Source organism: Stenotrophomonas sp., assembly GCF_050737075.1.
Lineage (GTDB): Bacteria > Pseudomonadota > Gammaproteobacteria > Xanthomonadales > Xanthomonadaceae > Stenotrophomonas.
This window is the reverse complement of sequence record NZ_JBOHXV010000013.1, coordinates 52,562-68,188: the sequence shown is the minus strand read 5'-3', so window position 1 is coordinate 68,188 and position 15,627 is coordinate 52,562. Positions and strand designations below refer to the sequence as shown.

Annotated in this window: 14 protein-coding genes; 1 reads left to right on the top strand and 13 read right to left on the bottom strand. The window is 65.5% G+C overall.

The window, feature by feature from the left end; all coding sequences use genetic code 11:
- Window positions 1-341: 341 nt before the first annotated feature.
- Window positions 342-716 carry a hypothetical protein gene (locus tag ACREPD_RS05055; protein ID WP_431598301.1) on the top strand — a complete coding sequence of 125 codons (375 nt, stop codon included), beginning with the start codon at window positions 342-344 and terminating at the stop codon, window positions 714-716.
- Window positions 717-719: 3 nt separating this feature from the next.
- On the opposite strand, the gene ACREPD_RS05050 is transcribed toward ACREPD_RS05055, so the two are convergent.
- From ACREPD_RS05050 to ACREPD_RS04990, 13 genes are all read right to left on the bottom strand, one after another.
- The gene (locus ACREPD_RS05050) at window positions 720-1,217 is read right to left on the bottom strand and encodes a hypothetical protein (RefSeq protein ID WP_431598300.1); all 498 of its coding nucleotides are present in this window, start codon (window positions 1,215-1,217) and stop codon (window positions 720-722) included.
- A gap of 74 nt (window positions 1,218-1,291) precedes the next feature.
- Complete coding sequence (locus tag ACREPD_RS05045) at window positions 1,292-2,236, bottom strand: hypothetical protein (RefSeq protein WP_431598299.1); 945 nt, start codon at window positions 2,234-2,236, stop codon at window positions 1,292-1,294.
- Complete coding sequence (locus ACREPD_RS05040; RefSeq protein ID WP_431598298.1) at window positions 2,233-3,423, bottom strand: hypothetical protein; 1,191 nt, start codon at window positions 3,421-3,423, stop codon at window positions 2,233-2,235. The genes ACREPD_RS05045 and ACREPD_RS05040 overlap by 4 nt, the downstream gene beginning before the upstream one ends.
- 1 nt (window position 3,424) lies before the next feature.
- A complete protein-coding gene (locus tag ACREPD_RS05035; RefSeq protein WP_431598297.1) occupies window positions 3,425-4,732 on the bottom strand; it encodes a hypothetical protein in 1,308 nt (435 codons plus the stop codon).
- Window positions 4,733-5,135: 403 nt separating this feature from the next.
- Window positions 5,136-5,519, bottom strand: a complete 384-nt coding sequence (locus ACREPD_RS05030) for a hypothetical protein (protein WP_431598296.1) — start codon at window positions 5,517-5,519, stop codon at window positions 5,136-5,138.
- A complete protein-coding gene (locus ACREPD_RS05025) occupies window positions 5,519-6,055 on the bottom strand; it encodes a lysozyme (protein WP_431598295.1) in 537 nt (178 codons plus the stop codon). The genes ACREPD_RS05030 and ACREPD_RS05025 overlap by 1 nt, the downstream gene beginning before the upstream one ends.
- Window positions 6,048-6,296, bottom strand: a complete 249-nt coding sequence (locus tag ACREPD_RS05020) for a hypothetical protein (RefSeq protein WP_431598294.1) — start codon at window positions 6,294-6,296, stop codon at window positions 6,048-6,050. Before ACREPD_RS05020 ends, ACREPD_RS05025 begins: the two co-directional genes overlap by 8 nt.
- 21 nt (window positions 6,297-6,317) lie before the next feature.
- Window positions 6,318-7,985 carry a phage terminase large subunit gene (gene terL, locus ACREPD_RS05015; RefSeq protein ID WP_431598293.1) on the bottom strand — a complete coding sequence of 556 codons (1,668 nt, stop codon included), beginning with the start codon at window positions 7,983-7,985 and terminating at the stop codon, window positions 6,318-6,320.
- Complete coding sequence (locus ACREPD_RS05010; RefSeq protein WP_431598292.1) at window positions 7,972-8,298, bottom strand: hypothetical protein; 327 nt, start codon at window positions 8,296-8,298, stop codon at window positions 7,972-7,974. Before ACREPD_RS05010 ends, terL begins: the two co-directional genes overlap by 14 nt.
- 3 nt (window positions 8,299-8,301) lie before the next feature.
- Entirely contained in the window at window positions 8,302-8,619 is a 318-nt protein-coding gene (locus ACREPD_RS05005; protein ID WP_431598291.1) for a hypothetical protein, read from the bottom strand.
- Entirely contained in the window at window positions 8,616-11,141 is a 2,526-nt protein-coding gene (locus tag ACREPD_RS05000; RefSeq protein ID WP_431598290.1) for a hypothetical protein, read from the bottom strand. Before ACREPD_RS05000 ends, ACREPD_RS05005 begins: the two co-directional genes overlap by 4 nt.
- A complete protein-coding gene (locus tag ACREPD_RS04995) occupies window positions 11,141-13,522 on the bottom strand; it encodes a hypothetical protein (RefSeq protein ID WP_431598289.1) in 2,382 nt (793 codons plus the stop codon). The genes ACREPD_RS05000 and ACREPD_RS04995 overlap by 1 nt, the downstream gene beginning before the upstream one ends.
- Window positions 13,519-15,627 (bottom strand): hypothetical protein, encoded by a 2,109-nt coding sequence (locus tag ACREPD_RS04990; RefSeq protein WP_431598288.1) that lies wholly within the window; start codon window positions 15,625-15,627, stop codon window positions 13,519-13,521. Before ACREPD_RS04990 ends, ACREPD_RS04995 begins: the two co-directional genes overlap by 4 nt.

Sequence of the window (15,627 nt, the reverse complement as noted above, 5' to 3'; positions counted from 1 at the left end):
TGGTGCCGACGGCTTGCTTGGCCGGCTGAAGGCTCGTGGCTACGTGGTGATCGAGCCGAACGAGGCCTGACGCTGAATGGTAATCCCTCGAAGGAAGCCCAGCCAGCAATCCGCTCTGCCCCCCCCTTCCCATCAATGTGTTCCAAGCGCCCCAAACAAAAAGCCCCGACTAAGGCCGGGGCTTCTGCTGTATCTGGTGCCGGAAATAGGAGTCTTAAACCTATACGCTGCAAGGGTTCCGGCGATTCATGGGGAAAATCTGCTCAGCCCCTGCCTAGCTGACATCTTCGCCAGGTCGAATCCGGCGTTAGACTCGCGGCGACGTTAGAAGGGAATCCGTCATGCAGACCACTGTTCTCGCCGTAGTGATCGTCGGCGCCATCCTATCCTTAGCCTCGCTGGTGCACCTGCAGCTCGCGGCTTGGCTGTTCCCTGGCTGGGTTCGGTCCGTGTATATGACCGGCGGGCAATACCGCAATGCAGGCATTGTGCTGCAGGCGCTTGCTTGGATCGCCGCAGCGGCGATTACCGGCGCAGGGACGTCCTTCATGCTCTCGTGGATGCCCGGCAGCTGGGGGTGGGCCGACGAGATTGGGAAGTTCACGTCGTACGCCCAGGAGCTGTCTTGGTTGGCAGGGCCTGTCATGGGCTCCGGCTGGATCTGGTCTCTGCTGCAGGCCGGGCGTCGGGCCGCCGAGCATCGCGCGCCGGCCTGACGGTTACCCGATCGGGAAGCACTCGAACTGGAAGCGGTTGGCCGAGTTCATCCCGATGGCCACCAGCTCGGCATTGCGCCCGATCGGGTAGGCGTACTCGATCAGGAATCGGTCACGCTGCATACGCACGCACAGGTTCTGCCCCCGCATGTAGGCGAACAGCAGGTCGCTGTTCGCCAGTTCGCTAGAGCGCTTTTCGTCGGTGCCCAAGGTGGGATAGGACGCATCGGGGTAGGCGGTGAAGATCATCGCCCCGGCCTGGCTGTCGTACCACCAGAGCCAGCTGACACCGTTCTGCACAAAGGCTGCGTGCACACGCATGTTCAGGTCGAATCCGAGCGTCACCCTGGTGATCCCTGGTCGGCTGAACAACAGGACCGGCGCGACGTGCTCTGCTCGCACGTATACATCGGTGCCATTGGACTCGATGGTCCAGAGCTGGTACTGCAGGCCGCCCGACGGGTCCTGCAAGCCAACCCCGCCCATCTCGTAGTCGATCAAGGGTTCCCGTCGTTTCCGGTTCGGCTCGACGAACGATCCCTGAATTGTTATGGCCGAGAGAACGCCACCCGGCATCATGGCGTGACCCTCGCCACGGTCAGGGTGAAGTCAAGTTTCATGGTCTTGGTTGCGTCCTTCGGGAGGACAGGAGAGCAGCCAACCTGGAACATCCATCCGCAATCAATGCCTGCTCCGCCATCACCGATGGTGAATGCGCCAATCCCACCGGTTACATTTCCTTGTGCCACAGACAGCGAAACCCGGAAGGTGTTGGATCCGCCACTGGGCGTCCCGGTCCAGACATCGATCAGATTCACAACGGTGCCGCTGGCGCCGCTCGGTTTGCCGGTGATAGCTCCGATCGTAGACGTGGCGGGATAGGAGTAGTAGGCCATCGTCCTCCACCCTTTCGCGATATCGCCAGCGGAAGGGGACTGACCGCACCAAGCTACACTTCCGGCACCAGCCGCGCGCACCGTAAACGTATAGCCGCCCACGGTGAACACCGCGTCTGCCGTGGGGACGTAGCTGCGCACCTCGTAGGTAACGTCAAGGATTTCGTCCGACAGCACAGTGATGGTGGTGGGGCTTCCGCCGCCATCCACGATGAGCGCCCGGCTATACATCAGTGAACCGCCGAACATTCCCACTTCCGACAGGTTCCCTGCCGCGACGCCCGTGGCGAAGCGCACAGTCAGCCGCCGCCACCCGTAGTAGGGCGCCGACGACGAAAATCCTACGAGGTGTGCCTGTTCGGTGCTGCTGGATGCCACCATGGCGACCAGAGCAGTGTCGGTGAACGCCGGCGTGGTGCTACCGCTGCCGACCTGGCAGGTCTGGATGAAGTCCGTGGTGTTGTTCGCCAGGCATGCGTTCAGCCCCGCGTTGGTGATCAGGTTGGGGAACCAGTCGGCTGCCACGCGCCGCGACCCTGGGATTTCGTTGCCGTCGGCATCCGCTCGGAAGGCTTCGATCTTGTAGTACCCGGCGACGCCGAGGATCAGTCCACAGTTGCTCATGAGATGGTCACTCCAGTGATCGCCAGCGTTGCCCCGTAGGCCTCCACCGGCTGGTTTTGAGAAATCAGAACTTGCTTGATGTCGATGGCATTGATCGCCAGCGTTGCCCCGTAGGCTTCCGGCAGGCCCTCGGTGGCCTTCACGATGTTGCGAATCTCGATCGCGGTCACAGCCAGCGTCGCGAGGTAGGCTTCCACCGGGGCGACATAGGCCTTGACCGGTTCGCGTATATCGACCGCGCTCACGCGCAGGCCAACGGTGTACGCCTCGACGTATTCGTAGGCGGGCTGTGTGCGGACCTGCACCCCGACGATGCCCAAGCCCACCGCGTAGCAGTCGGGCGGCGCGACGATCGGGTATGGGCGCGACGTAAAGTAGAACGGCTGGTCACCAATCGCGCCGCGCCAGATCGCCGACCGGCCGGCCGAATCCGTGACCTGTAGGGTCAGGCGGAACTCGGCATCGTGGTCCAGCCCCACCGCGGCGACGGTGTGATCCCACTCGAAGTCGTCGACGAACAGCGGCTTGTTTTCGCGGTAGCGGATGCCGTTGCTGGCGATGTTGACCGTGGCAGCGCCTGCCGGCGCCGTGCCGAGCACCTTGGAGTCGTACACCGCTCCCTTGGTCGCCGACATGACCCGGTTGCCCTCCTGGGTGGATACCACGACACCGTCCGCATCGCGGTATTCGAGAAGCACGGACGCACCGGCGTTGCCCTCGGCGGTCGCCCCCTGGCGCACCTTGCACTTTGCGTTCGTGCGCTGCCCTGGGTAGACCTCGTAGCGAGCCGTGTTCGACAGCACCGCCTCGCCGCGGTTGGTGGCGTACTCGCCGGCCCATTGCCCAGTGATCGGCCCCAAGGTGGTTACGGACCAGCCTGACCCGCCCTGCCAGCCGGTCGGGCCGCTCTCGAATCCGGGGTTGACGATCGGGGCAGCCCCGGCCTGATAGGCGGGCCAGGCCACGACGACCTCGCGGGTGGCCTGGTCGACGTACAGGCGGTGCCCGGGCGGCAGCTTGTCGCCATCGATCTGCCGCACGGTGCATGCGCCCACAGCGTTGTAGATCTGCAGTCGCCCCTCGTAGGCCAGCATCGGCAACGCCGCCGGAAGGTTGCCCACCACCAGCAGAGCCAGCAGGCGCTGTCGCTGGTCCAGGTCTGGCCGGTCGTAGATGCGAGAGGACATGTCAGCTGGACCTCTGTCCGACCAGGTAGACCTTCAGCCCCTTGGCACCGGCGGTGCCCACCTGCTGCACATCGACGGTGATCTCATCACCGGCAGCCAGAATGTCGCCGCCGGCAACCAGCGTGGGCGGCAGCGCCGCGGTGATCGTGGATCGCTCGCCGTTGTCGAACGTCAGCTTGATGTTGAGGATGCTGGTCCCGTTGCGCTTGACGTCGACAGTTAGGGGCGTGCCGCTGGGCTGCGCCTCGGACACGCTGGCGTAGATCCCGCGCTGCGCTACCGGCGACAGCACAATCCCGAAGGGAAGCACCATCGAGGCCTTCGTGGTCCCCGTGGTGATGTTCGTGCCGATCAGCACCGAGCTATCGGCCAGCGTGAAGGCCTGCAGGTCCGGGCTAGATGCCCCGCGCAGCAGGTCGCCTGCAGCAGTCCAGGCGTCGGCATCGGGTGCGGTGCAGGTGGCGCTGATCACGCTTCCCACGTCCCGGGTCTTCGACTGGAAGTTCACCGGCACCGTCATCAAGCCGCCGCCCTCGATCGCCAGCGTGACCTGACCCGCGCCCACCTGCTGCACAGAGAAGAACTGCCCCTCCTTCCAGTCCACGGCGCTGCCGGTGTTGGCCCGGATGGTCAGCGTGATGGGGGTGGCCGAGTTGGCCAGGATCAGCGTGTTGTGCATGTCCCCGGCCAGCGTGGTGTTGCTGGTGATGCTCACGATGCGCGGGGCGACCGTGTAGATGGGGGACGGGCCGATCCAAGGGCGGGCGTACCCGCGGAGCGTGGTGAAGCCACGCACACCGTCGGCGAGCGGCGTCTGGAATCGGATCGCGGGCGGCGCGCCGCTCACCCCGGGCACGATCAGGAACTCGCCCACGCCGTCAGCATCAACCGGCCGGGAAACCTTGTAGTTGCCTGCCCCTGCAGTCAGCTCGGCCGCGGTGTCATAGAACAGCGGATCGTCGACGTCGGCACCGGCCAGCGGGAAGTCGGTCACCTCGCCGTCGCCGACAAACTGCCAGAACTTGGGATTGATGCCGATGCTGCCGCCGCCGTTCTGTACCTCTTCGATCAGCCTAAGTGCGCCGCGCAGGTTGAGCGCATCCGCATCCGCGATCGCATCACCAACGCGGATGATTCGATTGCCCTTCGCATCCCACACGAAAAGCCCAGTTTCGGGGTCTGGCACCTCCTGCATGGCACCTGCCGCGAGCTGCTGGATCATCATGACTGGCGAGTCCTGATCATCATTCAGGGTGCTCGCCATCAAGTCGCCGAGATTCTGGTACTGCGTCGCGCGGGTGTAGGGCATGTTGCGCTTGCGGACCACAGTGGAATTCGCTGCAGGCGGAGCAAGGAATTCCACATTCCCGCCACCCTCGGCACCTACCCCGGATACCGTGTAGTGCGTGCCGAGGGTGCGGATCAGCCCATTGACCGTGACCATGAGGTCAGTGGCGGCAAGGATCTTGAACCCGTAGGGGAAGGTCGTAGTGACGCCGTTGGCGACAGACGTATTCGGACCGGTGTAGGCGGGGACGGTCATGCGCGCAACCTGCTGGAGACTGCCGCCAATGCTCCTGCCAGGAGGGGGGCGGGTTCCCGACTATTTGCCGCGATGCTGATCCAGGCAGTCGGCCGTAGTCGCGCGCTTGTTCTCGCTGTCTTCGTAGGCGCCCGTAGCGCCCACGTAGGCCGCGGCCCACTTCACCCAATCACGGTCGGTCGGCGGTGCCGGTGGCCGCTGGGCAATCGCTCGTTCGCTGCACCCGGCAGGCGGCACGTATGGCTCTGTCGTGCGCTTCCCGAGCAATGCGCAGGACGTCGTCAGCAGAAGAAGGGGCAGGGTGAGCAGCAGTCGCATGGATGGCCTCCACCGCCTTGGCGGTGCGTTCGCGGGTTTCGTGGGCGTCCAGGTCGATGGCAGCGGCAGTGTCGCGGCTGATCTGGACGCTTTCGCCGGTGGCCCGAACCTGGGCCTGCAGCGCTTTGTTCTCGTGCGAGGTGGCGGCGTCCGTTCGTCCCTTCAGGTAATAGCAGCCGCCCATCGAGAGCAGCACCACCACCATTGCCATCTGCACGTACTGTCGCGGGGTCATTACGGCGTTCCTCTGCAGGTGGCCATTTCCCACTGCCGGCGGTCGGTGATGCCGCCGCACTTTGCGCGCCACTGCGGCAGCGCGCAATCGCGCTTTACGCCGTTGATGGTGACGAACCGCCATTTCCACATTTCCGAGCAGGCCGCGGTGCGCTCTCCGGCGTTCAGCCGCTTTGCCGCGGTGCTCGAGCAGAAGCCCGCCGTGCCAACGTTGTAGGCGAAATGGCCCCAGGCCTTGATCTCGTGGAACTGGTACTCACCCCGAACGCACCGGCCCATGTGGCCAAGCATCGTGTGCACGTAGGTCGTTTCCAGCTGCTCGCACTGGGCCGGGGTGTAGGTCTTGCCCGGCACCACGGCCGGGCCTGTGATGCCGGCGCAGACGGTCCAGATGCCGGCCGAGTCACGATACGGAACGAACTTGCGGCCTTCGTGCGCAGAGTCGTTCTGGCCCAGCGCAGCCACCAGCGCCAGCACCAGGGCCAGCGGCGCAGCAGCAAACCCGATCTTCTTGCCTTTTGAGGTGTCATCAGCCACGGCGGCGCACCTTCGCGTAGATCCGGGCGACCGTCACCCAGCGAGCGGTCCACCAGGCGCTCCAGTCGCCCCAGTTCTTCACAACTACGGTGAAGGTCTGCACCAGGGTAAAGACGATTGTGCAGACCACCGCCACGTCGCTGAGCGTGTAGCCCGGTGCGTAGGTCCCGACCGTGACGCCAGCGGCCGGGGCAATCTTCGCCGCGGCCACCGCGAGGTCTTGCGTAATCTGCTCTTTCATCGAAACTCCGAACGGGGGCTTTCAGCGCTCGAAGGTGGCTTCAATGTCCCCTTCGCTGGTGCGCCAATCGTCGCGGGCAGTGATGTGCGGGTTCCCGACTATTTTGGCGATCCGTTCAGGCGTATCGGTCAGGGCGCCCGCTCCAGCGTCCAGGAGGTCGTCGGCCTGGTTCTGGACGGCCGGCTTCCAATCGCGCATCTGATCCCAAAGCGGCCCCTTCAGCACATCGACGTGGGCCCACAGCTGGCCGTTGGCCATCAGCAGCGGCTCCCATGCCTCCAAGATGCGCCGGTTCTTGTTCTGGACGGCCATCTCCTCAGCCACGCCGCACTGCAGCCGCCGCTGCTTGAGCGCCGCCTTGAGCACTGCCGGCGCGAAGGTGCCGATGCCATTGGTCTCGATGACGATGCGCGGAAGGTTCAGCTCGGCCACCAGCTCGCATAGCTGAAACACCTGGCCGCCCACGATGGTCTTCCCATCCGGGGAGAACTCGGCCACGTCGCCGGTGAGCGCGGCGATCCGATGCAGGTAGCGCCGACCCACCAGGTCCTGCAGCACCACGGCTACCGCTGAAACGTCCGAGCGCAGCTTGCCGCCGGCCGGGTCCCACCGCACGGCAGCACCAGCGATCTGGACCGAGCCCAGGAACATCGCCGCCGAGCCGTTGGCCTTTCGGAAGGTAGGCACAAGGTCATAGGGCACGATGCGGGCGGGGTCGAGGCGGACCTGAGTAACCGGCTTGGCATGCAGCTGGTACTGCGAATCCCACTCGCCGATGGTCCGCGTCTGCTGGCGACGCATCTGCATTTCCTCGGCGTCGAACCGCTCCGGCCAGGCCGCGCCGGCGTAGCAGTCGATCAGCGCCCCTGCCGGATTGTCGAGCACCAGCACCGTGCCCTCGAGCTGGTAGTCCAAGCCCTCGCGCAGCAGACGCGCTGTTTCGCCAATCCCCATGAACACGTACTCGGGGACAAACCCGATGGGGTAGCGGCCGCGCTCGGCCTTTTCGATTCGGTGCTCTTGGGCAAACATGCGGACCACCATTGCCATTGCACCCTGGCGCTTCACATCCTCATAGATCGAGTCGTGTGTGTGCGGGGTGCCGATGTAGAGTTTCGGAGCGCCGGGGACAGCAATGTGGATCTGCTCGCCCAGGCGGAAGCGCAGCTTTTCCCGCGCCTCGGGAGTGCCAATGTTGCCGGGCACCTCGATGTCGTCGTTCTGGATGAAATCAGCGCGCGAGCTGGTGGTGTTGGACAAGATGCCCCGGGCGTACATGCTGGCGTTACGCGCGTCGTTGAGGGCCGCACCGGCGATCCACCACTGCTCGATCGTGCCGACGCTTGCCGGCAGCAGCTTCGTGGTGAGCGGGTGGTTCCTCAACACGTTTTGGGTGCCGCGACTGGTCTTCAGGGCGGTGCCGTCGGACTCGGACTGGTGCAGGATCCGGGTCAGGCCCCAGCAGTAGTAGATCCAGGCATTGAAGACTTCCAGGATGGTCGACTTCGCGTGGCCGCGCGGGAGCATCAGCAGCAGTAGCGTTGAATCGCTGATCCAGGCCTCCTGCAGGAAAACGCACGCGCGGATGTGGAGGTCGGGGACCTCCCAGCGCATGCGCTCAGCCCACATGAAGAAGAAGGCCAGGAAGCTGATCTTCGGCGGGACCCGCAGGCGATCAGGCAACGCCATGCGGCTTGGCCCCCACCCGCTTGAGCATCTTCGCCGCTTCCCGTTCCGCGCGGCGGATGTCGTCCTCCGGGTCGGGCTCGTTGCCCCCCTTCCCGCCAGTGTCGTCCCGTAGAAGCTGCTGCAGGCGGCCGAGCAGCGCCACGGACTGCACGGCGGTCTTCCGGCACCACGCCGCGTCACCGCGCTCCTCCTTCGTCATCTCCGATAGCAGCTTCCCGTCGCCGGTCCAGTTGACCGGATCGGCATCGTTGATCGCGACCTCGGCCAGCTTCTCGCTCACATCGGCCAGGCGCTTTTTCTGGTCCGCTCGCATCGGTCATCCCTTCCGCAATCGGGGGTTGAATGCCAACAGCGCAAGGATGGATGCCGCCAACGGGACTGCGATGATGAGGACGTTTGAAAGGTCGACAGTTGCAACAGACGTCGCCGAGCCGAGCCCAAGGGCAAGGCAAAGGGATGCGTACACCAGCCCACCGCCCAGAAAGGCAGCGAGGAACGCCACGGTGGTTCGCCTCCAGCCATATTGCAGACCGCGATGTTTGACCATCGCGTAATAGCTCAGCGGAAAGATCAGCAGAATCGGCACCAGAGTTTCTGCCATCATCCCCACGAAAATTGCTCCAGATCCCATCATGCTTCTCCTATTGCAGCGTCCAAATCCGGGCCCCGGTCTGGCACTGCCTCGCCGGGTTCCCACCAGTACTTCTGTCCAAACTCGCGCTCGCTGCGCCTCTTCATTCTGCGCAGGTATCCAGGGGAAAAATACTCCTGCAGCTGATGAAAGATCAGGTGGTCTAGGGCTGCCTTGGCGTACCAAAGGTTGGCACCGGGTAAGTTACTCTTCACGAACCGCACCGTCTCTGCCCCTGGGTCAACCTCTTTCCCTTGTGCAACCTTGACCGCGCTCCCCTGCGTGATGCCGACAGCACTCTCGACCAGCCCGACCACGGGGCCCAGCAACGAAGCAACCGGACCTTGGCCGTAGCGCGTAGTGTCTGAGAAAAGGAAGTCGCCATAGAGACCGAGCGACCCACCCTTCAGCATGGCGGCTACGCCGAAACGGGGATCGGTGATGTCCCGCGGGTCGCGGCCGCTAAGCAGCTCATTTATCTGTAGCGATATCGCGCCCATGACAGTGGTAGATGCGATCAGACTGGCGATGTACGCCGCACGGCCTGTGCCGGTGGGCATGGACCAGCCGCGCTGGATGTGCCGCGTCATCATGGCAATCGGGAACGACTTGAACAGGAAGAACGAGCGGGTAATCTCGCCCTTCCAGGTTCCGCGCTGCAGACCCGACATCATCATGGCACGCTCCTTGGCGCCCGGTTCGATGATGGCCACGTCGGTCTCCTCCAGCACCACGCCCAGCAGGCGGGTGGCCGCGTCCTCTCGCAGTTGCTGCGGGTTGCCAAGGTCGGCCAGCTGGGCGTCCGGAATGCGATAGATGGCGTCCGGGGTCAGCATGGCGTCATTGCCACCGCCCCAGTCCTCCAGGCTCGCCCGCTTCCACACAGTAAAGTCGGTCTCGGTGATGCCTTTCGAGAGCAGGATGCGGTGATCTGCCGCATCCAGCGCCGACAGGCTCTTGTGGTCCTTGGTCACAGCGCCCAAGGCGTGCATGAAGGTCACCCCATAAGCGCGCTTCCTTGCTTCGGTCATTGCGTTGAGGCCGCTGGCCCGAAGCGTGGCGCCGGCGATCTTTGAGCTGGCGTTGGATAGTCCAGACATGAAGCCAGGAGCGCCGGAGGTGAAGCTATCCGCCCCGAATCGGTTGAGGGACGAAAGGAGGGTGTTCATGGCCAGACCCGCGCGCATCGCCATCCTCTTTTCCATGCGGTTCGCTGGATTGAGCGCGGCCAGCTCGTTGGCGAACAGGCGCATCGCCGGCAGCTTGTTGACGTGGGCCGACAGGTACATGGTCGCGTCGTCGGAGAAGGATGTGATCACAGCGGAGCCGAGGCGGGATGCCGTAAGCCAGCTGCGCAGAGTATCGAATGTGTCAGCAAGCCATTGGGACGCAACAGGAAGGGTCCGGCCAGACACGTAGTTGTAGAGGTTCTCCGAACTGATGGCGCGTTTCTGCAAACGCCCCACCTTCGTGGGATCAGTGAGCGTCTGCTCCTTCAGCGCCCTGTCGCGGAACAGGGAATACGCGAGGTCAGGATTCGGCCCGAAGGTCTCGACCAGGGCGATGTCCTTGGACACCCCTGCAATGTGTCCGGTCAGCACCTCATAGAGCGACCGCTCGCCGTACTTCTGCTGGTACTGGATGTATGCCTCGCCGTCCTTGAAATGCACCTGCCGGGATTCGTTGCCGCGGTTGGCCCGCATCCCGCTGCCCATGCCGCCCCGGCCCGGTTCCAACTTGTTCACTCCGCCGGTGGCGATGGATGCCCATGCGTGACCGAGGAAGTCGCCCACCTCGGGGTCAGTCATGCGGGTGCCGTCCTCGTTGACGTACCGCTTGCGGTCCAGCAGCGGCAGCACATCGGTCGCCCACTGCTGCCGGCCGGCCTTGGCCACCTGCGCCTGGGAGTGGTGATGCGGCATGCCCCAGTCGTCGAGCTGGCCGACGTCGCCCCCGGAACGGTTGAAGCGCTCCCGCAGCCTTGCTGCAATCTCGTGGAACACCTTCGCGCCCTGAGCCGCGTCCACGTCCCCCGTCTTCTGGCCGTGCAGCTCCTTGACCAGCATCTGCACGCCCTCCGGGTTCTCCAGCAGCCCGAAGAACTTGGGGTTGGTGGCCTCCAGCGTATCGAGCATCTGGCGCAGGGCATCGCGCTCGATTGCCCGCGCGCGGGACTCGACCGACAGCGTGTTCGCCTTGCCGTCGGCATGGAAGGCGATCATCCGGTCCAAGCCATCGAACATGTCGGGGAATTGTTCCAGGTGCCGCTGGATTCGGTCGTGGGCGAGGATGGTCTGCGCTACGCGCTGCTTCTTCTTCTGCGCCTCGTAGACCAGCTCCTTCGCCGCGCTGGTGGCGGCGTCGCTCAGTCGCTGCTCGGTCGACATGCTGAGGGCACCATTCGGGTCCTTGATCGCGTTCTGCCGCATGTGGCGGCTGATTCGATCCTCAATGCCTTTGATCTCGGCGGCGTTCAGGGCGCGGCCGATGGCCTGGGTGACGGCGGTAATGCATTCGGGGCGCATCAGGCAAACCTCAGCGAGCAAGCAACAGCAGCGGCAAAGCCGCGAGAGTCCGATTGAGCCTGGGCAATGTCGGCATCAACGGCGGCCAGGGCTTCGGCTGCGGTCATCACCGTGCCGTCGTCCATCGTGATCTGCATGTCGGGCGACGCGGCCACTGCCTCCAGCGCGGCCTGCTGGGTGACATCGGGCATGTCAGCAGCGGCAGCGACGGGTCGCGTCGGTCGCGCCTCTCCGGCGCCAGGCGATCCCGGAGCCGGCCCGCCCTGCTCCGCAGCCGCCTCAAGGGTCACTCGGGGCTGCACCTCAGCGACAGCTGCCGCTGCACGCGGAGAGGCGCCCCTGCCGCCACGAGTGGCTGCTGCAATACCCACGTCGGGGGTCGGGCGGGCGTCGGGCAACACGGGACGCGTGGGTGCCTCCGCGCGCGGCATGCGGCCAGTGATCCGCTCCGCCAACCCGATCAGGTCGGCGTCCTGGTCGATTTTCTCCAGCCGGGTGCGCAGCTGGCGCGCGACGGTCGCATAGCCGGATGCCGCATTGGACTGCTCCAGCGCCTGCCGGATCTCCACACGGCGATCGCTCAGCTGCTCCAAGTCGGCGGGGCCCAGCCGCTCGCGCGGATCCGCCGGAAGGATGTTGTCGCGGGTGATCCGCTCCTGCCGGCGGATCAGCTCGACCAGGCTCTGGTCCTCTGCGCGCAGCGTGGCCACCTCTTCCGGCTGCAGGCGGCCGGTGGTGGCCAGCTCGTCAAGCGTGGACAGGCGCTGTTCGATGACCTGTGCAGCATCTGTGCCGGTCATCGCAGCTGGGATCTGGACCGGCGCCTGGGCCACGGCGGCAGCGTCGGCCGACACATCAGCGCGGACAGGCTCCGGAATGCCGATGCCGGCGCGCTTGGCCCGCGCGTCCCAGTGGGCGATCGCTTCACCCTTCGTCTTGCCCTTGAGGTACGGGTTCGCTTCCAGCTGGCCGCGCGACAGGATGCGCGACATCGGCGCGTCGTCAGCTGCCCGGGCGAACTTCACCCCGCCCTCGCTACCGAAGTGGTGCGAGGCGTAAAGGTTGTGGGCCGTGGGATCCAAGCCTGCGGCTTCCAGCGCGGCGGTGTTCTGGTCGTCCAGCGCCTCCGCCATCTGTCCGGACTTCGCCGGATCTCGGCGTGCGGCGAGTATCTGGTTGTCGTTCAAGCCCTCGGCCCACGCCGGGCGCGTCTGCGCCACGATGCGGCGCCAGGTCCCAGCAGTGAACTGGTCGATGCCGGTGGCCGTGCTGCGGCCGTTGGTCGCGTTCGGGTCGCCTCCGGACTCCAGCGCGCGACGGTAGGCGCCGTATTCGGTGGGCGGCAGCGTGTAGGTGGCCAGCGACTCGGTGGACATGCCTTGGCGCCGCACTGGCAGGAACTCGGCGGCGTTGATCGATTCGGCGATGCTCACCGGCTCCCCGCGCAAGATAGAGCCGATGGCCGACGCCAGCGCGGCCTGGTGCGCGCCATTGGATGCGTCATCCACTGGGAGGCCCGGGGCGGTATCCACCTGCATGTGTTTGGCATTCGCGGCGGTGAGCACGGCGTCGCGCTGGGCGCTGGTGACCTTGGGCACCTGCATGTGCGCGATGCCGCCGAACACCAGGCCGGTGAGCGCATCCACGGCGCGGGCCTCGGCGTTCATCGGGCTGTAGTCCTCGGCCTGTTTGTCGTAGCCCCCTGCCTTGAGGGCGCCAGACTGCGCGGCGCTGGTGGCCACTCCGACGGCGAGGTTTGCGGCAGCACCTGTGCCGAGCCGCTGCAGCAGAGTGGTGCCGAAGCTGGCCGGCACCTTGAACCCCAGTAGCGTCGCGCCGGCCGAGACGACGCCAAACCCGGTAGCAGTGCGCGCGTCGACGCCCTGCTTCACCAGCTCTGCAGGCTTGGTCAAACCTTCATTAGCCGCCAGTAGCGCAGGGTTGCCACCAGCAGCAGCGAGCGGCAGGACGATCTGAGCCAGTCCGTTGGCGATCCGCCCAGCCGATCCTATCTGCGCCGGGTCCGGAGTCCAGTACTCGGTGGCATTCTGGCCGATGTCCTCGACCACGTTCTTGAAATACCAGTCTTGGCCGGCAGTGGTCCTTCCTCGCGTCGCCTTCATCCCCAACGATTCGATCAGCTGCGCGCTTTCTTCGCTGCCGAAGGATGAGAGATAGTCGTCGCGCGCACCCACTGCCGGTGCGCCAGCCAGCGCGACGCTGGTGGCCGATTGTGACCCACCCTGCATTAGGCCGGTGCCCAAGCCCAGGCCAAACCCGGAGAACGTGCCGGTGGTGACCTTGGACAGGTCCAGCGGGTTCAGCGCGACCTGCTCGTCGAGCGTCTTCCGCCCCTGCTCGTCGATATCGAAGATGCTCACGGCGCGCTCCCGGGATAGATGTTGAGGATCACCGGCTGCCCGTTCTCGCCGTACAGGTAGCTCATGCCGCTGATGACGTAGAAGGTGTTCTCCCCAGCCTGGCGCAGCCCGAACGCGCGGAAGTTGTTCACCGTGGAATCGGACAGCTTTGCCGCGCGCGCGGCGGTGACGAATGCAGCTGCGGCGCGGTCTTCGAACTCGTCCTCCGACATGCCCCACGGGGCCAGCACTTCGCCCCGGCCGTTCACGTCAGCGATCTCCCCGAGCGAAGCGCGGATCGCCTGCTTCATGCGCTTGCCGTCGACTTCGCCGGACTGATCTCCGTCTGCTGCGGACTTGCCCGTGTAGTAGGCGCGGACTGCCTGCATGGCGACCTCGGCGGCACCGGGGCGGCCAGCGAACAGCGCGCTCGTGGCGCCGCCGATCTCGGCAGTGAACTGCTCGCGGAAGTTCTTCTCCGGCGGCAGCGGGAACTTGCTGTCCCCCTTGCCCTGCAACAGCCGGTTGCCCTCGAGCATGGTGGCCGATACGTCCCGCGCGCCGGCGGTGACGTTGGCCTTTAACCAATGCTCCGCAAGGGTGACGCTGGCGCGCTCCTTGGTGGCCAGCATGCCGGCGTATGCCACCACCGGCTCGTCCGGGGCGATTTGCTGCATTACCCGGTTGAACACCTTGTCATCCATCACCGCGGTGCGCAGCTGGCCCAGCATCGATACCTGCTGCGTGGCCGTCGAGTTCTTCAGGGTGTCGGCCAGCACCTTGGTTTCCTGGGGCAGCAGCAGCCGCTGGGAGACCTGCGTGCCGTAACGCTTGCGCATGCCATCGATCGTGGCCTGCCGCTCGCTCAGCTGCGCCCCCAGCTCCCACGCATCGGCCGGTGATGCCAGCGCCTCCAGCTTCAGCGGCTCCACCTCGCCGCCCTCGCGCGATGCGTTGAACAACAGCGGGGCGTCCAGCATCTGCGCGAGGTTGGTCGTGACGGCTGTCTTCAGGCGGTCGAGGTTGGCCTTCTGGACCACGCTGCCACCGTCGGACAGCAGCGATGCCTCAGCAGCCTGGACGTAGGTTTGCTGCTGATCAGGCGACATGCGCAGAACCTTCTGCACCACCTGCTCCTGCGCGACGCGCTCGCTGAACTCGGCCTCGGCCGCAGTGCCCTTTACCGCGTCGGACCACGATGCCCACTGGTCGGGCTTCGCTGGCACGCCGCTGGCGATCTGCTTGTCAATCTGGTCGATCACGCGGTTTCCCTTCGCGTCCAGTCGATCCTGCGCGCGCTCGGCCTTGTCGATCAGGGTCTGCTGGCGGTTGGAGACCTGCGACCACAGCGCGTTGCGCTTCTCCGGGTCCAGCTTGTCGGCATAGAAGCCGGCCGGGTCGGCGAGATCGTGCTCGAGCTTGGCCAGGCCTTCGGGGTCCTCGCGCGCCTGGATAGCACGCTGGGTCGCCTGAGAGGTCCAGTTCCGGTCGCGGAAGTCCTGCATGGTCTTGCTGATCTGCACATCCGACAGGCCAGCCGCCTTGCCGAGCTGGGCCAGGGAGTCCGCACGCAGGTTCACCGCATCGATGTCGGCGCCGGGCATGCCCCCGATCTTGCCCAGCTTGTCGAGCGCCGAGGTGTACTGGGTCTGCAGGTCCGCCCGCTGGGCCTTCTGCACGGCCGAGTTGATCTTCAGCTCGCCCGACCGCTGGGTGCGCTGAATGCCCCGCTCGTAGGCAATCTGCATGTCAGGCGCTAGGCCCTGCACTTCGGGTGCCTTGATCTTCCCGATCTCGGCCGCGTACTGCTCTTTCGCCTGCTCGTAGTTGAGCCCACCGGTCACCACAGCGTCCTGCGTGGCGAGCGTGCGGTCCTGCACCTCGATCTCGTAGTCGAGCTGCGCGTTCGCTGCCTTCGCCCGGGCCAGTGCCTCGTCCTCGGTCTTCTGTCGGCGGGCCTCCTGCTCCTGCAGCACCTGTGCGTGGTTGGCGATCCGCGAGCCGGTATCAGCCAGCTCGCCGACGGCCTGCGCCACCGCGTCGCGGCCGGCGCCGCTGACGCGCGTCTGCACCACTGGCGCCTGGCCAGCGCCCTGTCCGAAGTTGCCTTGCGGGATCTTGGCCAT